Origin of the sequence: Singulisphaera chitinilytica (genome assembly GCF_049331405.1) — a bacterium.
Classification (GTDB): Bacteria; Planctomycetota; Planctomycetia; order Isosphaerales; family Isosphaeraceae; genus PoT.
The window spans coordinates 9648565-9664940 of record NZ_CP186274.1; the positions used below are offsets into that span (position 1 = coordinate 9648565).

Annotated in this window: 11 protein-coding genes; 8 read left to right on the forward strand and 3 right to left on the reverse strand. The window is 67.5% G+C overall.

Annotated features, from left to right (window positions below):
• Positions 1 to 23: 23 nt before the first annotated feature.
• Positions 24 to 1229: a hypothetical protein gene (locus ACOYYX_RS37570; protein WP_422927768.1), complete on the forward strand. Its 1206-nt coding sequence runs from the start codon at positions 24 to 26 to the stop codon at positions 1227 to 1229.
• Positions 1230 to 1245: 16 nt separating this feature from the next.
• On the opposite strand, the gene ACOYYX_RS37575 is transcribed toward ACOYYX_RS37570, so the two are convergent.
• Positions 1246 to 2808, reverse strand: coding sequence for a M61 family metallopeptidase (locus tag ACOYYX_RS37575; RefSeq protein ID WP_422927769.1), 1563 nt, complete (start codon positions 2806 to 2808; stop codon positions 1246 to 1248).
• Between the two features lie 199 nt (positions 2809 to 3007).
• Entirely contained in the window at positions 3008 to 3910 is a 903-nt protein-coding gene (locus tag ACOYYX_RS37580; protein ID WP_422927770.1) for a dihydrodipicolinate synthase family protein, read from the reverse strand.
• A gap of 191 nt (positions 3911 to 4101) precedes the next feature.
• On the opposite strand from ACOYYX_RS37580, the gene ACOYYX_RS37585 reads away from it, so the two are divergent.
• The 7 genes from ACOYYX_RS37585 (at position 4102) to ACOYYX_RS37615 (ending at position 14528) form a co-directional block, all read left to right on the forward strand.
• Positions 4102 to 5031 carry a GntR family transcriptional regulator gene (locus tag ACOYYX_RS37585; RefSeq protein WP_422927771.1) on the forward strand — a complete coding sequence of 310 codons (930 nt, stop codon included), beginning with the start codon at positions 4102 to 4104 and terminating at the stop codon, positions 5029 to 5031.
• Positions 5032 to 5102: 71 nt separating this feature from the next.
• Complete coding sequence (locus ACOYYX_RS37590) at positions 5103 to 9218, forward strand: DUF885 family protein (protein WP_422927772.1); 4116 nt, start codon at positions 5103 to 5105, stop codon at positions 9216 to 9218.
• Between the two features lie 132 nt (positions 9219 to 9350).
• Positions 9351 to 10883, forward strand: coding sequence for an APC family permease (locus ACOYYX_RS37595; protein WP_422927773.1), 1533 nt, complete (start codon positions 9351 to 9353; stop codon positions 10881 to 10883).
• A 59-nt stretch (positions 10884 to 10942) separates the two neighbouring features.
• The gene (locus tag ACOYYX_RS37600) at positions 10943 to 11887 is read left to right on the forward strand and encodes a 4-hydroxyproline epimerase (protein WP_422927774.1); all 945 of its coding nucleotides are present in this window, start codon (positions 10943 to 10945) and stop codon (positions 11885 to 11887) included.
• Complete coding sequence (locus ACOYYX_RS37605; protein WP_422927775.1) at positions 11884 to 13014, forward strand: NAD(P)/FAD-dependent oxidoreductase; 1131 nt, start codon at positions 11884 to 11886, stop codon at positions 13012 to 13014. Before ACOYYX_RS37600 ends, ACOYYX_RS37605 begins: the two co-directional genes overlap by 4 nt.
• Complete coding sequence (locus ACOYYX_RS37610) at positions 13007 to 13264, forward strand: (2Fe-2S)-binding protein (protein ID WP_422927776.1); 258 nt, start codon at positions 13007 to 13009, stop codon at positions 13262 to 13264. The genes ACOYYX_RS37605 and ACOYYX_RS37610 overlap by 8 nt, the downstream gene beginning before the upstream one ends.
• Complete coding sequence (locus ACOYYX_RS37615) at positions 13254 to 14528, forward strand: FAD-dependent oxidoreductase (protein ID WP_422927777.1); 1275 nt, start codon at positions 13254 to 13256, stop codon at positions 14526 to 14528. The genes ACOYYX_RS37610 and ACOYYX_RS37615 overlap by 11 nt, the downstream gene beginning before the upstream one ends.
• 59 nt (positions 14529 to 14587) lie before the next feature.
• On the opposite strand, the gene ACOYYX_RS37620 is transcribed toward ACOYYX_RS37615, so the two are convergent.
• A complete protein-coding gene (locus ACOYYX_RS37620) occupies positions 14588 to 15526 on the reverse strand; it encodes a sulfurtransferase (RefSeq protein ID WP_422927778.1) in 939 nt (312 codons plus the stop codon).
• Positions 15527 to 16376: the final 850 nt, after the last annotated feature.

Here is a 16376-nt window from a genome sequence, read left to right on the forward strand (position 1 = left end):
CGCGGTGGCGGAAAGGGGCGACGATGGCATCGGTGAACGTCACCGCCAGACGCGGCAGGCGCCGGCGGATCGTCGTCCTGGGCTCGTGCGTCTCGCTCGCGCTGATCGCCGTGATCTACACCTGGATCCGCCCGAACCTCGACCCCGATCGGCTCTGGGACAGGTCCCAGCTCGCTCTCCGCGCAAACAGACTGGATCAGGCCGAGTCCTGCCTCGCCCGGATCCGCTGGCTGCGCAGGCCGACGACGCTCGACCTCATGCTCGAGGCCCAGGTCGCCATCGCCCGAGGCCGCGTCGACTCAGCCCTCGGTATCCTCGACAAGATCCCCGAGGCAGACCCGCTCCACGCCGAGGCCTGCCTTCTCGCCGGCCGGCTCGAACGCCAGCGCAAGCGCATGCGGCTCGCCGAGGCCCGCTTCCTCCAGGCGTTGAAGGCCGACCCGACCCTGGTCGGGGCTCATAAGGAGCTGATCTACGTCTACGGCGTCCAGCTCCGGCGACGAGAGGTCGACGCGGAATACCGGGCCCTCGCGAAACTCGTCCCGCTCACGCATCATGACCTGTTCACCTGGGCGCAGACCCATTTCTCGAGTTGGAGCCCCGACATCGCCGCCGAGCTCCAGGCGTTCGTCGACGCCGACCCGGACGACCGCCAGAGCCGGCTCGCCCTGGCCGAGTTGCTCGTCGACCAGCCGGGCGAATCTGGTCGGGTCGAGCGGCTCCTCGACGCCTTGCCGGATTCCGACCCCGACGCGATCGCCCTCCGCGTGGCCCTGGCGTTGCACCTCAATCGGCGCGACGAGGCCGAGGCGCTCCTGAAGCGTGGCCCCGCCGATCACCCCACGCTCGCCCGCCTCCAAGGTCGGCTCGCCCTGCAACGTCGCGACCCGACGGCCGCCATCGTCGCCTTCCGCGAGGCCCTGAGCCGCGAGCCGTACGACCGCGTCTCCGCCCTCGAGTACGGCCAGGCCCTCCTGCTCAAGGGGGACCGCGCCGAGGCCAATATCTACCTCGACCGCGCCCGCCGGCTGAACGAGGTCTATAACCTCGTCAATCAGGTCCGATCCCCGGATCGCGAGAATCGGACTCCCGACCTGGCGAGGATCGCCGCGGCCTTCGAGTCGGCCGGCCTCCTCAGCGAGGCCCAGCACTGGTATTCGCTCACGCTCGCCCGCGACCCCATCAACCCCGAGGCCCAGCGGGCGCTCCATCGCCTGAAGATCCCATAAGCAATTATGCAACACATTAATGATCCTGGGCGGGTGCGATCAGGCCGCGGAGCCTCGCCCGCTGGTCCTCGGTGGCGTCGGCCCTGGGGGCGAGGGTCCATCCCTTCGCCTGGCCATCGCCGTACGTGAACTGGAGCCCGTACCATTGGAAAGCCTCGGTGTAGTCGAGTTCCTCCGTCGTGGCCAGGGCCTTGTGCAGCCAGTCGCCGAGGAGCAGGCCGGTGGCCTCTTCGACCGCCTTGCGGAACTCGTCCGGCGTGAACCCGCGAGCCCCGCCGTGGCGGGCGAAAGCCAGGCGCATCACGTCGTCCAGGCTCTTGCGGCCCCCGCTCGAGCGCCGGATGCGGGCGTCGAGCAGGAAGGCGACGACGGGCCCCTTGGTGTAGAAGCTGACCGCGGTCCGGCTCCCCCCCAGGCCGATGCCCGATGTGGAAGTCGCCCAGACGTCCCACGACGATTGCTCCAGCGTCTGCACGAGACGCCCGGGCGTCCCCTGCAGCTCGGCGATATGGCCCGACATCATCGCCAGGAAGTCGTCCTGCCCGCCGAAACCCGCGCGGATCGTGAGCAACTCGCCGTAGTAGGTTGTCAGGCCCTCGGCAACCCACAAGCCTCGCGTGCGGGCGGGCTTCTCGTAGTCGAACGGCCCGAGCTCGACGGGGCGGAGCCGCTTGACGTTGAACGCGTGAAAATATTCGTGCCCGGCGAACTCGAGCCAGCGCAGGTAAGACTGCGGGCTCGCCATCACCGAGGCGTCCGTCGTCAGCAGGCACGAATCCTTGTGTTCGAGGCCGCCGCCTCCCTCGCGGAAAACATTCAGGAATACGTACTTCTTGAACGGAAGCATCCCCCAGAATCGCCGGTTCGCCAGCACGACCTTCGCCAGGTCGTTGGCCGCCCGTTCTCCGTCCCAGGCCCCGAGGTTGCCGACGTCGACGAGCAGGTGCTCGCTCTCTTCGAGCTTGAAGGAGTGGACCGAAGGATTGCCCGCCACGATCGGCGCGTCGATGAGGCCGTCGTAATCCTCGGCGCGATAGTGGTTCGGCCGATCGGGCGAGGCCTGTGGCAGGGCGGTGAGCGACCGGGTCCAGGTCGAAGGGAGGGAGACCCTCACGTCATAAGGGCGGCGTTCGGCCTCCACCAACTTGAGGAAGGTCGCCGGCCCGTTCAGGAGCGCGTAGTCGGTTCCGACCCAGTTGGTCGTGGTCGAGTGCCTGTCGCACAGGAGGCGATAGACGACAACGGCCCGGTCGGTCCCCTTCGTCTCGACCCTCCAGCGGTTCTTCGCGACCCGCCAGACGCGCAAGGACTTGCCCCCCGGATCCCAGGCACCGAGGCTCTGGACCGAGTTCGCATAGTCCTCGATCCGATAGAAGCCGGGCGACCAGGCGGCCATCATCAGGTCGACGGTCGCCCGCTTTTTCGCGGGGATCGACATCTCGACGTCGGCGAGATGAGCCCCGAGGGCCGGGAACCGCAGGGTCGTGACGATCGGGGCGGGCGGCTCGGACGCGACGGAAGGCCCCGGGACGACGAGGCCCGCGACGCAAGCGAGAAGACACCAGGGCCGGATCCGCATCTGAGCCTCACCGAAGGATCAACGATTCGACGCCCACGATGTGCGGGGAGTCGTCGCCCACCACGATAGCGTCGGATCCGTTCGCAGGGCCAGACGCCGGCGAGGGAATCGTGCCTCGCGGGATATTCACGAAGAGGGAACCCCGCGAGGCATGATCACGAATTCTTTTCGACACACAAATGACGTGAGCAACTTCGGTTCAGACGGTCACCGCGGGCCGGGTGGCGATGCCCTTGCGGATGATGCCCAGGATCCGCTCCCGTTCCTCGCCGACGAGCGGCAGGCGGGGGGCCCGGACGCGCTCGGTGCCGAAGCCGCACTCCTGCGCGGCGAGCTTGATGTACTGCACGAGCTTGACGTGCGTGTCGAGGTGGAGCAGGGGGGTGTACCAGCGGTAGACCTCCAGGGCCTCCTCCCAGCGCCCGGCCGTGGCGAGGTCCCAGATCAGCCGATTCTCGGCCGGGAAGGCGTTGACCAGGCCCGAGACCCAGCCGACCGCCCCGAGGAGCAGGCTCTCCAAAACGAGGTCGTCGACGCCCGAGAACAGGATGTAGCGGTCGCCGCAGACGTTCTTGAGGTCGGTGATCCGGCGCACGTTCTCGGACGATTCCTTGATCGCCACGAACTTGGGCTCGTCCGCCATCTCGGCGAACATCTTGGGGGTGATGTCCACGTAGTAGGCGATCGGGTTGTTGTACACCATGATCGGCAGGCCGGAGGCCTTGGCCACCGAGCGGAAGTGGGCGATCGCCTCGCGCGGATCGGCCTTGTAGATCATCGCCGGCAGGACCATCAGGCCGTCGGCACCGAGCTTCTCGGCGTCGGCGGCGAAGCGGCAGGCGAGGGCCGTCGTGCATTCGGCCACGCCGCTCAGCACCGGGATCCGGCCCGCGACGTGCTCGATCGTGGCCTTGAGGACCTCGATCTTCTCGCCGTATTCGAGGGCACAATTCTCGCCGACGGAACCCAACATGATCAGGCCGTGGATGCCGGCGTCGATCATCTTCTCGACGTGCTCCAAGGTGGCCGGCAGGTCCACCGAGGAGTCTTCGCGGAACTGGGTCGTCGCCGCGGGAAAGACCCCCCGCCATGAAATGCTCATCGCCTCTCTCCTTCGACTCGGTCGATCGCTCTGGGGTGGATCCGCAGGCCGATGGAAGAAGAATCTTCCGGGACGCGCCGGCGGGGGTTTGACATCGCGTACAATCACAACAATAATCATTTCGCGTACAATGTCAACTCGACGCGTTCGCGACTCTCGATACAACAGTCGGCCCAAGCGGGGGGCGATCCGTGTCCCAGGCGACGATCAGCGACTACATCAAGCGCGACCTGGCGGACCGGATCCGTTCGAACCTCGAACTGCCGGCGGGGCTCACGCTCCCGGAACTCAGCCGGCACTACGGCGTCAGCTCCACGCCGGTCCGCGAGGCGATCCGCGACCTCGTCGCCGAAGGGGTCCTGCTCAAGGGGGACAACGGCCGCGTCCAGGTGAACCCGAAGAAATCGGCGAGCGCCAAGGCGAAAGGGTCCGCGAAGCCGCGTCCGAAGGCCGAGCCGGAACGCCCCGAGTTGCCCAGCCGGTCGGCCGACCTCGAGGCCACTCTCACGGCCGACGTGATCGCCGGCAGCCTCCGGGGCGAGGACGGGTACTTGCGCGAGGAGGCCACGGCGAAGCGGCTCGGCGTGGGCCGGACGGCCATCCGCCAAGTCTTCGGCAGGCTCGCCGGCCGCGGCCTCATCGAGCACGTCCCGCGCTGCGGCTGGCGGGTCCGGGCGTTCGACGCCGACGACCTCCGCGCCTACCTCGAAGTGCGAGAGACCCTCGAGCTCAAGGCCCTCGAGTTAGCCCGCCATCGCCTGGATCCGGACGACCTGCGGGCCATGCTCGAGGGGAATATCGCCGATCAACGCAAGCCCCGGCTCGAGAACCGGTTCCACCGCTATCTGATCGACAAGGCAGAAAATCCTTATATCCGCGAGTTTTTCGACCGCCAGGGGGCCTACTACACGACGCTCTTCGACTTCGCGGCGCCCGAGACCCACGTCGTCCGCGAGATGGCCCGGCAGCACCGCGAGATCCTGCAAGCCCTGATCGACCGCGACTGGACTCGAGCCCGACGCACCCTGGCGGATCACATCCGCGCCCAGCGCCCGATCGTCGAGGACCTCTTGCAGCGGATCGGACGCCTGCCCAAAGAGCCCGATGAAATCGTGTCGTAGCAGGCCCGGAGCCCACGTCGACCGAGAGATCACCAGGACATTCCCAGGTCACATGAGGAGCTGAGAACGCGATGGAAGTCCGCCCGCAAGAGCCGACCGTCGTCCTCGGAGGAAGGGCCCCGAGTCCTGTCCTCCGAGCCGGACTCCTGCTCGCCTGCCTGGCCGCGAGCCTGCCCCGGCCCGGCCTCGCGCAAGGCACGAAGGAGGACTACGCCAGGGCGGACTCCCTGCGAGAGCTGACCCGGGGCAAGGTCTTCAAGGCCAGGGTCGAGCCGCACTGGATCGGCGACGGCAAGCGGTTCTGGTATCGCAACGACCTGGGCAACGGCACCCACGAATTTGTCCTTGTTGATGCTCCCAAGGCGGCGAAGGAGCCGCTCTTCGACCACGAGAAGCTGGCGAAGACGCTGGGCAAGGCGATCGACAAGACCGTCGCCGCGAAGAGCCTCCCCTTCGACCGGGTCGAGGTCGCGGACGACGGCCTGATCCGCTTCGAGGTCGATGGCAAAGGCTGGCGCTATCGGCCCGACCTCGACACGCTCGAGGCAGGCGACCCATTGCCCAAGGAGCCCCCCGCCGATGGCCGGTTCCGCCGCCGTCGCCGCCCCGAGATCCCCCGCCAGGCCTCGCATCGGGCCGAGGAATCGCCGGACGGGAAGTGGGTCGCGTTCCTCAAGGATCACGACATCTATGTGCGCGATAAGGCGAAGGGGGAGGAGCATCGCCTCAGCAACGGCGGAGTCGATGGCGACTCGTACGAAGGCGGCGTCTACTGGTCGCCCGACTCCAAGAAGCTCGTCGCGATCAGGACGGTCAAGGGGGACGACCGCAAGGTCTACCTGATCCACTCGTCCCCCAGCGATCAGCTCCAGCCGAAGCTCTCGTCGTACGACTACCTCAAGCCGGGCGACAAGGTGCCGGTCTCCAAGCCGCACCTCTTCGACGTTGCCGCCCGCAAGGAGATCCCGGTCCGCGACGAACTCTTCCCGACCCCCTACGACATCGACGAGTACCGCTGGGCCCCCGACTCGTCCCGGTTCACATTCCTCTACAACCAGCGCGGGCATCAGGTGCTGCGCCTGGTCGCGGTCGACGCGACGAGCGGCGAGGCGAAGGCCCTCATCGACGAGAAGAGCCCTACATTCATCGATTATGCTCACAAAACCCTTTTGCAATACTTTGACAAAACCGACGAAATCCTCTGGATGTCGGAACGGGACGGCTGGAACCACCTCTACCTGATCGACGCCAAGGACGGTCGGGTCAAGAACCAGGTGACCAAAGGGGAGTGGGTCCTCCGCGAAGTCCTCCGGATCGACGAGGAGGCCCGCCAGGTCTGGTTCACCGCCGGCGGTATCAGGGCCGGGCAGGATCCGTACTATCTGCACTACGCTCGGGTCAACTTCGACGGCTCGAACCTCGCGATCCTGACCGACGGCGACGGCACGCACCAGGCCGAGTTCTCGCCCGACCGCAGCTTCCTGGTCGACACGTATTCCCGGGTCGACCTGCCGCCGGTCAGCACCCTGCGATCGGGCAAGGATGGCTCGTTGATCCGCGAGCTGGAGACGGGGGACTGGTCGGCCCTGCTGGCAACCGGCTGGCGGCCTCCCGAGCGGTTCGTCGCCAAGGCACGCGACGGCAAGACGGACATCTACGGCGTGATCTATCGCCCGATGAAGTTCGACCCCAAGGGGTCGTACCCGGTGATCGAGGCGATCTACGCCGGGCCTCAGGGGGCGTTCGTGCCCAAGTCGTTCTCGCCGCTGCACCACGAGCAGATGCTGGCGGAGCTCGGGTTCGTGCTGGTCGAGATCGACGGCATGGGGACGAACTGGCGGTCGAAGTCGTTCCACGACGTCTGCTGGAAGAACCTCGGCGACGCGGGCTTCCCGGATCGGATCCTCTGGATGAAGGCCGCAGCGGCGAAGGACCCGGCCCTGGACCTCACGCGTGTCGGGGCCTACGGCGGCTCGGCCGGCGGGCAGAATGCGCTCGGCGCCTTGCTCTTCCACGGCGACTTCTACAAGGCGGCCGCGGCCGACTGCGGCTGCCACGATAATCGCATGGACAAGATCTGGTGGAACGAGGCGTGGATGGGTTGGCCGATCGGCCCGCACTACGCCGAGCAGTCGAACGTGACCAACGCCCACAAGCTCAAGGGGAAGCTGCTGCTGACCGTGGGCGAGACGGACCACAACGTCGACCCGGCCTCGACCATGCAGGTCGTGAACGCCCTGATCAAGGCGGGCAAGGACTTCGAGCTCGTCGTCTTCCCGGGCGCCGACCACGGGGCCGGCTCCAGCCCTTACGGCGAACGCCGGCGCAGGGACTTCTTCGTCAAGAGCCTCCTCAAGGTCGAGCCTCCGGACCGCAACGCGGAGGAGCCCCCACGCAAGGACGTCGCCATGACTTCTCCGGCGGCCCCGGCCCCCGCGCCGACCCCGGCCACCCCCGACGCCAATGCGGCCCAGCACTCCTGGGATGGCCCCACGGGCGTCGCCATCGATCGCGCCCCCGGCGAGCTCCGCAACATCATCGAGCAATACTCGGCCGACCTCCGGGCGCTCCGGCGCTGGGGGCAGGGCAAGGAGAGCCCCTCGCAGCGCGACCGGCTCAGGACACTCCACAAGGGCTGGCTCGAGTCGCTCAATCGCCTCGAATTCGAGTCGCTCGGGCAGTCGGGACGCATCGACTACCTGCTCCTCAAGAACGAGATCGACCACTCGCTGCGGCAGCTCGACCTCGACGATAAGGCCGACGCCGAGACGGCCGGCCTGCTCCCCTTCGCCAAGACGATCTTCGACCTCGACGAGGCCCGCCGGCGGATGGAGCCCGTCGACTCCGCCAAGGTCGCCGGGACCCTCGACGCCCTGACCAGGGCCATCGAAGAGGCCCGCAAGAAGCTCGACGCGGACGGCTCCAAGGATAAAGACAAGGACAAATCCAAGGCCGACCGCCCATCAAAGACCGTGGCGTTCCGCGCGGCGAAGGATGCCGAGTCGCTCAGGAGCCTCCTGCACGACTGGCACGGCTTTTACAATGGATATGATCCCCTCTTCACCTGGTGGACCTCCGAGCCGTTCAAGGCGGCGGACAAGGCCCTCTACGCCTATTCCACGGCGATTCGCGAGCGGCTCGTGGGCATCAAGGCCGATGACTCCACCACGATCGTCGGCGACCCCATCGGGGCCGAGGCGCTCCGGCTCGAGCTTGATCATGCCTTGATCCCGTACTCGCCGCAGGAACTGGTCGCCATCGCGAACGAGGAGTTCGCCTGGTGCGAGGCGGAGATGAAGAAGGCCTCGCGTGAGCTCGGCTTCGGCGACGACTGGAAGAAGGCCATCGAGCACGTCAAGACGCGGTTCGTCGAGCCTGGCAAGCAGCCGGCCTTGATCCGGGACCTCGCCCTCGAGGCCGTCAAGTTCCTCGACGACCACGACCTCATCACCGTGCCCGAGCTGGCGAGGGAGTCGTGGCGGATGGAGATGATGTCGCCCCAGCGCCAGCTCGTGAACCCGTTCTTCACCGGCGGCGAGGTCATCAGCGTCTCGTTCCCGACCGACTCCATGACCCACGAGCAGAAGCTCATGAGCATGCGAGGGAATAACGTCCACTTCGCCAGGGCCACCGTCCACCACGAGCTGATCCCCGGGCACCACCTCCAGCAGTACATGAGCTCCCGGCATCGCCCCTATCGCCGGATCTTCAACACCCCCTTCTGGACCGAAGGCTGGGCCCTCTACTGGGAGCTCCAGCTCTGGGACATGAAGTTCCCGAAGTCGGCCGAGGACCGAGTCGGCATGCTCTTCTGGCGGATGCACCGATGCGCCCGGATCATCTTCTCCCTCGGGTTCCACCTGGGGACGATGACCCCCGACGAGTGCATCAAGTTCCTGGTCGAGCGCGTCGGCCACGAGCGTGAGAATGCGACGGCCGAGGTCCGGCGCTCGTTCGCCGGCGACTACGAGCCCCTCTACCAATGCGCGTACATGCTCGGCGGCCTCCAGATCCGGGCCCTCCGCCGCGAGCTCGTCGACACCGGCAAGATGAGCAACCGCGCCTTCCACGACGCGATCCTGCACGAGAACTCGATCCCCATCGAGATGATCCGCGCCTCGCTCACCGGGCAGGATCTTCCGCGAGACTTCAAGACCCGCTGGAAATTCCATGAAACCGTGAAATGATGTTACGATAGCCCCCAATCGGGCATATCGGACGGATCGAACCTCTCCAGCTAACACCTCTCGCACGGCGGGAAGCCCCCGCCCCGGCGGAATCGCGAAGATGACCCTTCATCCCTGCAGGGAGTGTTGTCGATGGGAGGCTCGATCGCAAAGGGAACCGACCAGGCCGGCTCGCCACTGGCGCGCGGGCTGGGGTTCCTGGATGCCACGATGATCGTGATGGGGTCGATGATCGGCTCGGGGATCTTCGTGACCCCGGCCGAGTCGGCGAGGCTGGTGGGGTCGCCGGGATGGCTCCTGGCGGCCTGGGCCCTGACCGGCCTGATGACGGTCTCGGGCTCGCTCTGCTGCGCCGAGGTCACGGCGATGATGCCGAGGGCAGGGGGGCAGTACGTCTTCCTCCGCGAGGCTTATGGCCCGGCGGTCGGGTTCCTCTTCGGGTGGTCGTTCTTCCTGGTGGTGCAGACGGGGGCGATCGCGGCGGTTTCGGTGGCCTTCGCCAAGTACCTCGGCGTCTTCGTCCCCTGGGTCTCGGCCTCGAACGTCCTGATCGCCCCGATCGCGGTCGGCCACACCGGGTATGCGATCAGCCTCACGACCGAGCAGCTCTTCGCGGTCGCCCTGATCCTCGGGCTCGCGGTGGCGAACACGCGAGGGCTGGGCGTCGGGCGATGGATCCAGAACCCGTCGACGATCGCCAAGACCCTGGCGCTTGCCGCCTTGATCGTCGTCGGGCTTGCGGTCGGGCTGCGATCGAATGCCGGGGCGGCGGCCTGGGCCTCGTCGTGGTGGAAGCCGGCGCCGGGGACTTTCCCGACAGCCGGGGCCATCGGGCCACTCGCGATGGCGATGGTCCTGGGCCGAGCCATGATCGGCCCGCTCTTCTCGCAGACCTCCTGGAACAACGTCACGTTCCTCGGTGCCGAGACGAGGAACCCCGAGTGGACTTTGCCCAGGGCGCTGGTCGTCGGCTGCGGCTCGGTGGTGACGCTCTATTTACTCGCCAACGTCGCGTATATCGTCACGCTTCCGCTTTCGGGCATCCAGCATCCGCCCGAGGACCGCGTAGGGACGGCGATGCTGGCGGCCTGCCTGGGGCCGGCGGGGGCGTACGCCATGGCGGCGGCGATCCTGGTCTCGACCTTCGGCTGCGTCAACGGCAGCACGCTGGCCGGGGCCCGCGTCTCCTACGCGATGGCCCGCGACGGCCTCTTCTTCCGTCAGGTCGGGACGGTGAACGCCCGACGCGTGCCCGCCCTCGCGATCCTGGCGCAGGGGGCGTGGGCGTCTCTGTTAGCATTAACTCGGACCGTCACGACCGACCCGGCGACCGGCGCAACGACCTTCGGGAACGTGTACAACCAACTGCTCGAGTATCTCGTGTCGGTCGACCTGTTCTTCTATGTACTGCTGGTGGGGACGGTCGTGATCCTCAGGCGCAGGGCCCCGGGGGCTGCCCGCCCGTTCCGGACGCCCCTCTACCCGCTGCCGGCGATCGTGTATATCGGCCTGGCCACCTTGCTGATCGTCGACCTCGTCTACCTCGCGCCGACGACCTCGGGCATGGGTTTCGCGATCGCCCTGGCCGGACTCCCGGTCTATGCGGTCTGGAGCCGGCTCGGCACCGCGGTCGAGGAGCCGAGCGTGGTCGTCGAGACGCCCTGAGCGGCCGATCAACTTCGAAAACTCTCTTTGATTTGGGACAAAGGCGGAGGACCGCGAGCATGAGCCAGAATCGGAGGATCATCCGGGTCATCGACTCGCACACCGGGGGCGAGCCGACGCGCGTGGTCATCGAGGGGGGGCCGACGCTGGCCCCCGATTCGCTGTCCGATCGGCTCAAGGAGTTGAAGGCGCAGCACGACACGTTCCGGTCGGCCGTGGTCAACGAGCCGAGGGGCTCCGACCCGATGGTCGGGGCCTTGCTCTGCGAGCCGACCGACCCGACGTGCGCGGCGGGGGTCATCTTCTTCAATAATGTCGGGTATCTCGGGATGTGCGGGCACGGGACGATCGGCCTGCTGGTCACGCTCGCGTACCTCGGCCGGATCGACCCGGGCACGCATCGGATCGAGACGCCGGTGGGGGTCGTCGCGGCCACGCTCCACCCCTCGGGCGAGGTCAGCGTGCGGAACGTCGCCAGCTACCGGAGCCGCAAGGGGGTCAAGGTCGACGTCGAGGGGCTCGGGACCGTCACGGGCGACGTCGCCTGGGGGGGGAACTGGTTCTTCCTCGTGAACGACCACGGGCAGGATCTGACCCTGGCCAACCTCGATGCGCTGACGGATGTCTCGTGGCGGATCCGGCAGGCGCTGGTCCGAGATGGGATCGCCGGGGACGACGGGCAGGAGATCGACCACGTCGAGTTGTTTGGGCCGTCGAAGGTCGGCGACAGCCGCAGCTTCGTGCTCTGCCCGGGGAAGGCGTATGACCGATCCCCTTGCGGCACCGGCACGAGCGCCAAGCTCGCCTGCCTCGTGGCCGATGGGAAGCTGAAAGAAGGAGAAGTCTGGACCCAGGAGAGCATCATCGGCAGCGTCTTCCGGGGGTCGGTGGAGGTCGTCGAGGGCCGGGTCTTCCCGACGATCACCGGCTCGGCGTTCGTGAATGCCGAGGCCACCCTGATCCTCGACGACCGCGACCCGTTCCGCCTGGGGATCCGGGGATGAACACCGTGACCTTCGACGCGGTTATCGCCGGCGCGGGGATCGTCGGGGCCGCCTGCGCCTTCGAGTTCGCCCAAGCGGGGCTCCGCGTGGCGGTGGTCGAGCCCTCGGCGATCGGGGGCGGGGCGACCGCCGCCGGCATGGGGCACGTCGTCGTGATGGACGACTCCGACGCCCAGTTCGCGCTGACGAACTACTCGCAGAGACTCTGGGACGACCTGATCCCCGACCTCCCCCGCGAGGCCCAGTACCATCCCTGCGGCACCCTCTGGGTCGCGGCCGACGATGACGAGATGGAGGAAGTCCGCCGCAAGCGCGACTACTTCGCGACGAGGGGGGTCGCCGTCGAGGTGATCGATGCGCAAGGCGTGGCGGAAGCCGAGCCGAACCTGCGCCCTGGGCTTGCGGGGGGCCTGCGGGTGCCCGGCGACGGCGTCGTCTATCCCCCTTGCGTGGCCCGGTTCCTGCTCGATCGGGCGATGGCGAAGGGGGCGGTCGTCCTCGAGAACACGCGAGTCTCGTACCTTGGTGGCAAGCGCGTCGGGCTCGACGACGGTCGATGGATCTCGGCGGGCCTGACCGTCAATGCCTCGGGGACGTGGGCCCCGACCCTGACGCCCGGCTGGGAGGTCCGCAAACGCAAGGGACATCTCGTCATCACCGACCGTTACCCCAGGTTCGTGCGGCATCAGCTCATCGAGCTCGGCTACCTCAAGAGCGCCCACGCCATCGACGCCGACTCGGTCGCGTTCAACGTCCAGCCACGGCCGAACGGCCAGGTCCTCATCGGCTCGTCGCGACAGTTCGGGGCCGAGACCTCGGAGGTCGAGCCGGCCTTGCTCGGTCGGATGATCGAGCGTGCCCTGGAATACATGCCCAACCTCGCGAAACTCACGGCAATCCGCACGTGGACCGGCTTCCGGGCCGCGACCCCGGATAAGCTCCCGCTGATCGGCCCTTGCCTCGGCCACGACGGGCTGCACCTCGCGACCGGCCACGAGGGCCTCGGCATCACAACCTCGCTGGGGACGGCCAGGCTCCTGGCCGATCAGGTGCTGGGCCGGACGCCGGAGATCCCCTGGGAGCCCTACTTACCCTCGCGTGCGGGGACGAGCGTGATCCATGCCTGAATCGACGACGATCCGGCTCACCCTCGACGGCCGGCCCATTGAGGTTCCGAACGGCACGATGGTCGCCGCGGCACTCGCGATCGCCGAGATCCCGGCCTCGCGGCGCTCGGTCTCCGGCGAACCGAGGGGCCCCGTCTGCGGCATGGGAATCTGCTTCGAATGCCGCGTCACCATCGACGGGGTCCCGCACCGACTCGGCTGCCTGACCCCCTGTGCCCCCGGGATGGAGGTCCGCACCGATGCCCCGTGAACGCCAGGCCGACATCCTGATCGTGGGGGCCGGTCCCGCCGGCATCGCGGCCGCGCTGGGGGCCTCGCGAGGCGGCGGTAGAGTCCTCCTCATCGACGAGAACCCGGCGCCAGGCGGGCAGATCTGGCGTGGCGAGGCCGCCAAAGGTTCGGCCGACCGCCACAAGCCGGCCGACGCCTGGCTCCGCAGGCTGTCCGAATCCGATGTGGAGATCATCCCCGGTGCCCGCGTCTTCGCCGCGCCAGGCCCGGGGAGCCTTTGCGCCGAGACGCACGACGGCCGCCTCGAGATCGCCTACGATCGCCTGATCCTGGCGACGGGGGCGAGGGAGCGGCTCCTGCCGTTCCCCGGCTGGACCTTGCCCAACGTCATGGCCGCGGGAGGGCTCCAGGCCCTCGTCAAAGGGGGCCTGCCGATCGCGGGGCGTTCGGTCGTCATCGCCGGGAGCGGGCCGCTGCTGCTGGCCGTCGCCGCGAACCTCAAGCAGAAGGGGGCGAAGGTCCGGGTCATCGCCGAGCAGGCTTCGTTCGGGAGCGTCGTCGGGTTCGGGCTCGGTCTCGTCGGCTCTCCGTCCAAATTAGTGCAGGCCCTTGGATTGAAGCGGACGCTGGCGGGGATCCCGCAACGCCTCGGCTGCTGGCCGGTCGAGGCCCGGGGGGAAGGGCGGCTCGCCTCGGTGACGCTCACCGACGGCAAGACCACCTGGGATGAACCCTGCGACTACCTTGGCTGCGGCTTCGGTCTTGTTCCCAACACCGAGCTACCGAGGTTGCTCGGTTGCGAGGTCGGCCGCGGCGTCGTGACGGTCGATGACTGGCAGCGAACGACGGTCGAAGGCATCTATTGCGCGGGCGAATCGACGGGGATCGGGGGGGTCGAGAAGTCCCTGCTCGAAGGGGAAATCGCCGGGCTCGCCGCCGCGGAGAAGCTCGGCGAGGCGAAGGCCCTCTTCCCAACGCGAGAGAAGGCCAGGGCCTTCGCGACGAGACTCGAGCGGGCGTTCGCGCTTCGCGATGAGTTGCGCAATCTCCCCCAACCGGAGACGATCATCTGTCGCTGCGAGGACGTCACGCTCGCGCAGCTCGCCCCGTTCCATGCGTCGCGCGAGGCGAAGCTCCAGACGCGTTGCGGCATGGGCCCTTGCCAGGGGCGGATCTGCGGGCCCGCCGTCGCATTCCTCAAGCAGTGGCCCGCCGACTCGATCCGCCCGCCGATCCTGCCGGTGCGGATGGAGAACCTCGTCGCCGCTAAAACGAACGACTGACGGGGACGGCAGAGTGCCGCCCCCGTCGCGTCGAGACACCGCCAAGGATCGGAACCGACTCAGTGCGCCGGTGAGGGGGCGTTGATGCCGGTCACGACCTCGGCCTTGGAGTCCTTGGCCCAGTCGGCGAGACCGGGGACGTAGACGCGGGCGTGGACGCCGGCCTTCCGCAGGGCGAAGGTCGCCACCGCCGCACGGCCCGCGCCGTTGGAGTAGGAAATCACCGGCTTGTCGTGGGCGATGCCGGCCTCCGCCAGCTTCTTGAGGATCGCGTCTTTCTCGAGGAAGCGGCCGTCGGCGTCGACGAGGTCATAGGCCTCGACGTTCCGGGCGCCCGGGATGTGCCCCGCGCGGCCGCCGTTCGCCGGCTTCTTCTCCCCCTTGAACTCGGCCGCCGAGCGGGCGTCGAGCAGTTGCAGGGCCTCGCCCTTCGCCGCCGCCTGGATGTCGGCCCGGCCCAGGACGCGGCGCTCGTGGAACTTGACGGGGAACTCCTTCGCGGCGACGGCCTTCACCTCGGAGGTCGTCGGCCGCTTGGATTTCTCCCAGAGGCCGAAGCCGCCGTCGACCAGGCCGACGTTGTCGACGCCGGCATAGCCGATCAGCCACCAGGCCCGAGCCGAGTCGTGCTGACGGGCCCCGTCATAGACGTAGACCTCGTGGTTCGGCTCGATCCCCAGCGAGGCCAGGGCCTGCGACCAGCTCGACTTGTCGGCGACGTTCCCGGACTTGAAGAGGTTTTCCAAGGCCTTCACGTCGACCCGGATCGCGCCGGGCAGGTGCCCCTTGTCGTAATCGGCCTTCGACCGGGCGTCGATCAGCCTGATGGTCGGGTCGTTGAGCCGCTTCTCGAGGTTCTCCTGCGAGATCAGGCGAGGCGGATTCGGGGCATTCGCCGCCTGCTTCGGCTTCTCGGGCTCGGCCGCCGCGGAGAAGGCGGGGAAGGCCAGGGCCAGGGTGGCAACCCATCGCGTCGTGGAGGAATAGAGCGTGTTCATCGGAATCATCTCCCTTTGTCGGCGTGTGTTCGAATGTCGAAGAGAATGGATCCGGCCCCTCGTCGAGCCCGCGCCAACTCGAGGGCGCACCGCAATCGCCCGGCCCCGCACCTAGCGAAGACGACCCGATCGCGAACCTGGCTCGCGTGGCCGGAGACCAACGACCCCGACGACCGATCAATGCGGCCCGGGCGTTCTCTTCCTGATGTGTTTCGATGAGGATGCGTATCGAGCGGGGGTCAGGCCGACCTCGCCGCTTCACGCAAGGAGAGGTGGGAGGGTCAACAACAACACATGCACGATTTGGCCATAGAAATCGCTCCCCGGCGACGCCGATGAGATCGGCCGGCTACCTCGGCTCAGGTCCTCGGCGTCGCTGGCTCCAATCATCGGCTCCTCGAGTCCAGAATGCAAGAGCATTTTTAATCATCTCAATCGAATTAGTTGAGATTCTCGGAAAGTGAAGATCGCCGTCCGGATGAAGTCCTCTGCATGCAAGTGCGCGTGGAGTGGGGCCTCTCGGCCCGTTCGAAGGCTTTGCAACTCCCGGAATTCACGGCCAAAGTGACAAAAGGGGATGCCTGGAATCAGGCGACGCCGATCGGAAAATACCCCAGGCCGTCGAACCGTCACTCCGGCCCCCGGATACCTCCCATTTTCCCTGGAAGGACCAATTTCACAGTCGGGGGATTGCCGAAACTGGATAATAAGGGAGCAAGAGCCCCGACGTAGTGGAAGTGGAGGGGCGAGAAGTGCATGGTGCCCGCGTTGACGAGTCTGAGGGGATGGGCTATGGTGCGGCCCCCGAGAGTCGTCGGAGGCGTTGGGCTGGTGATTTGGCTCGGCGTGT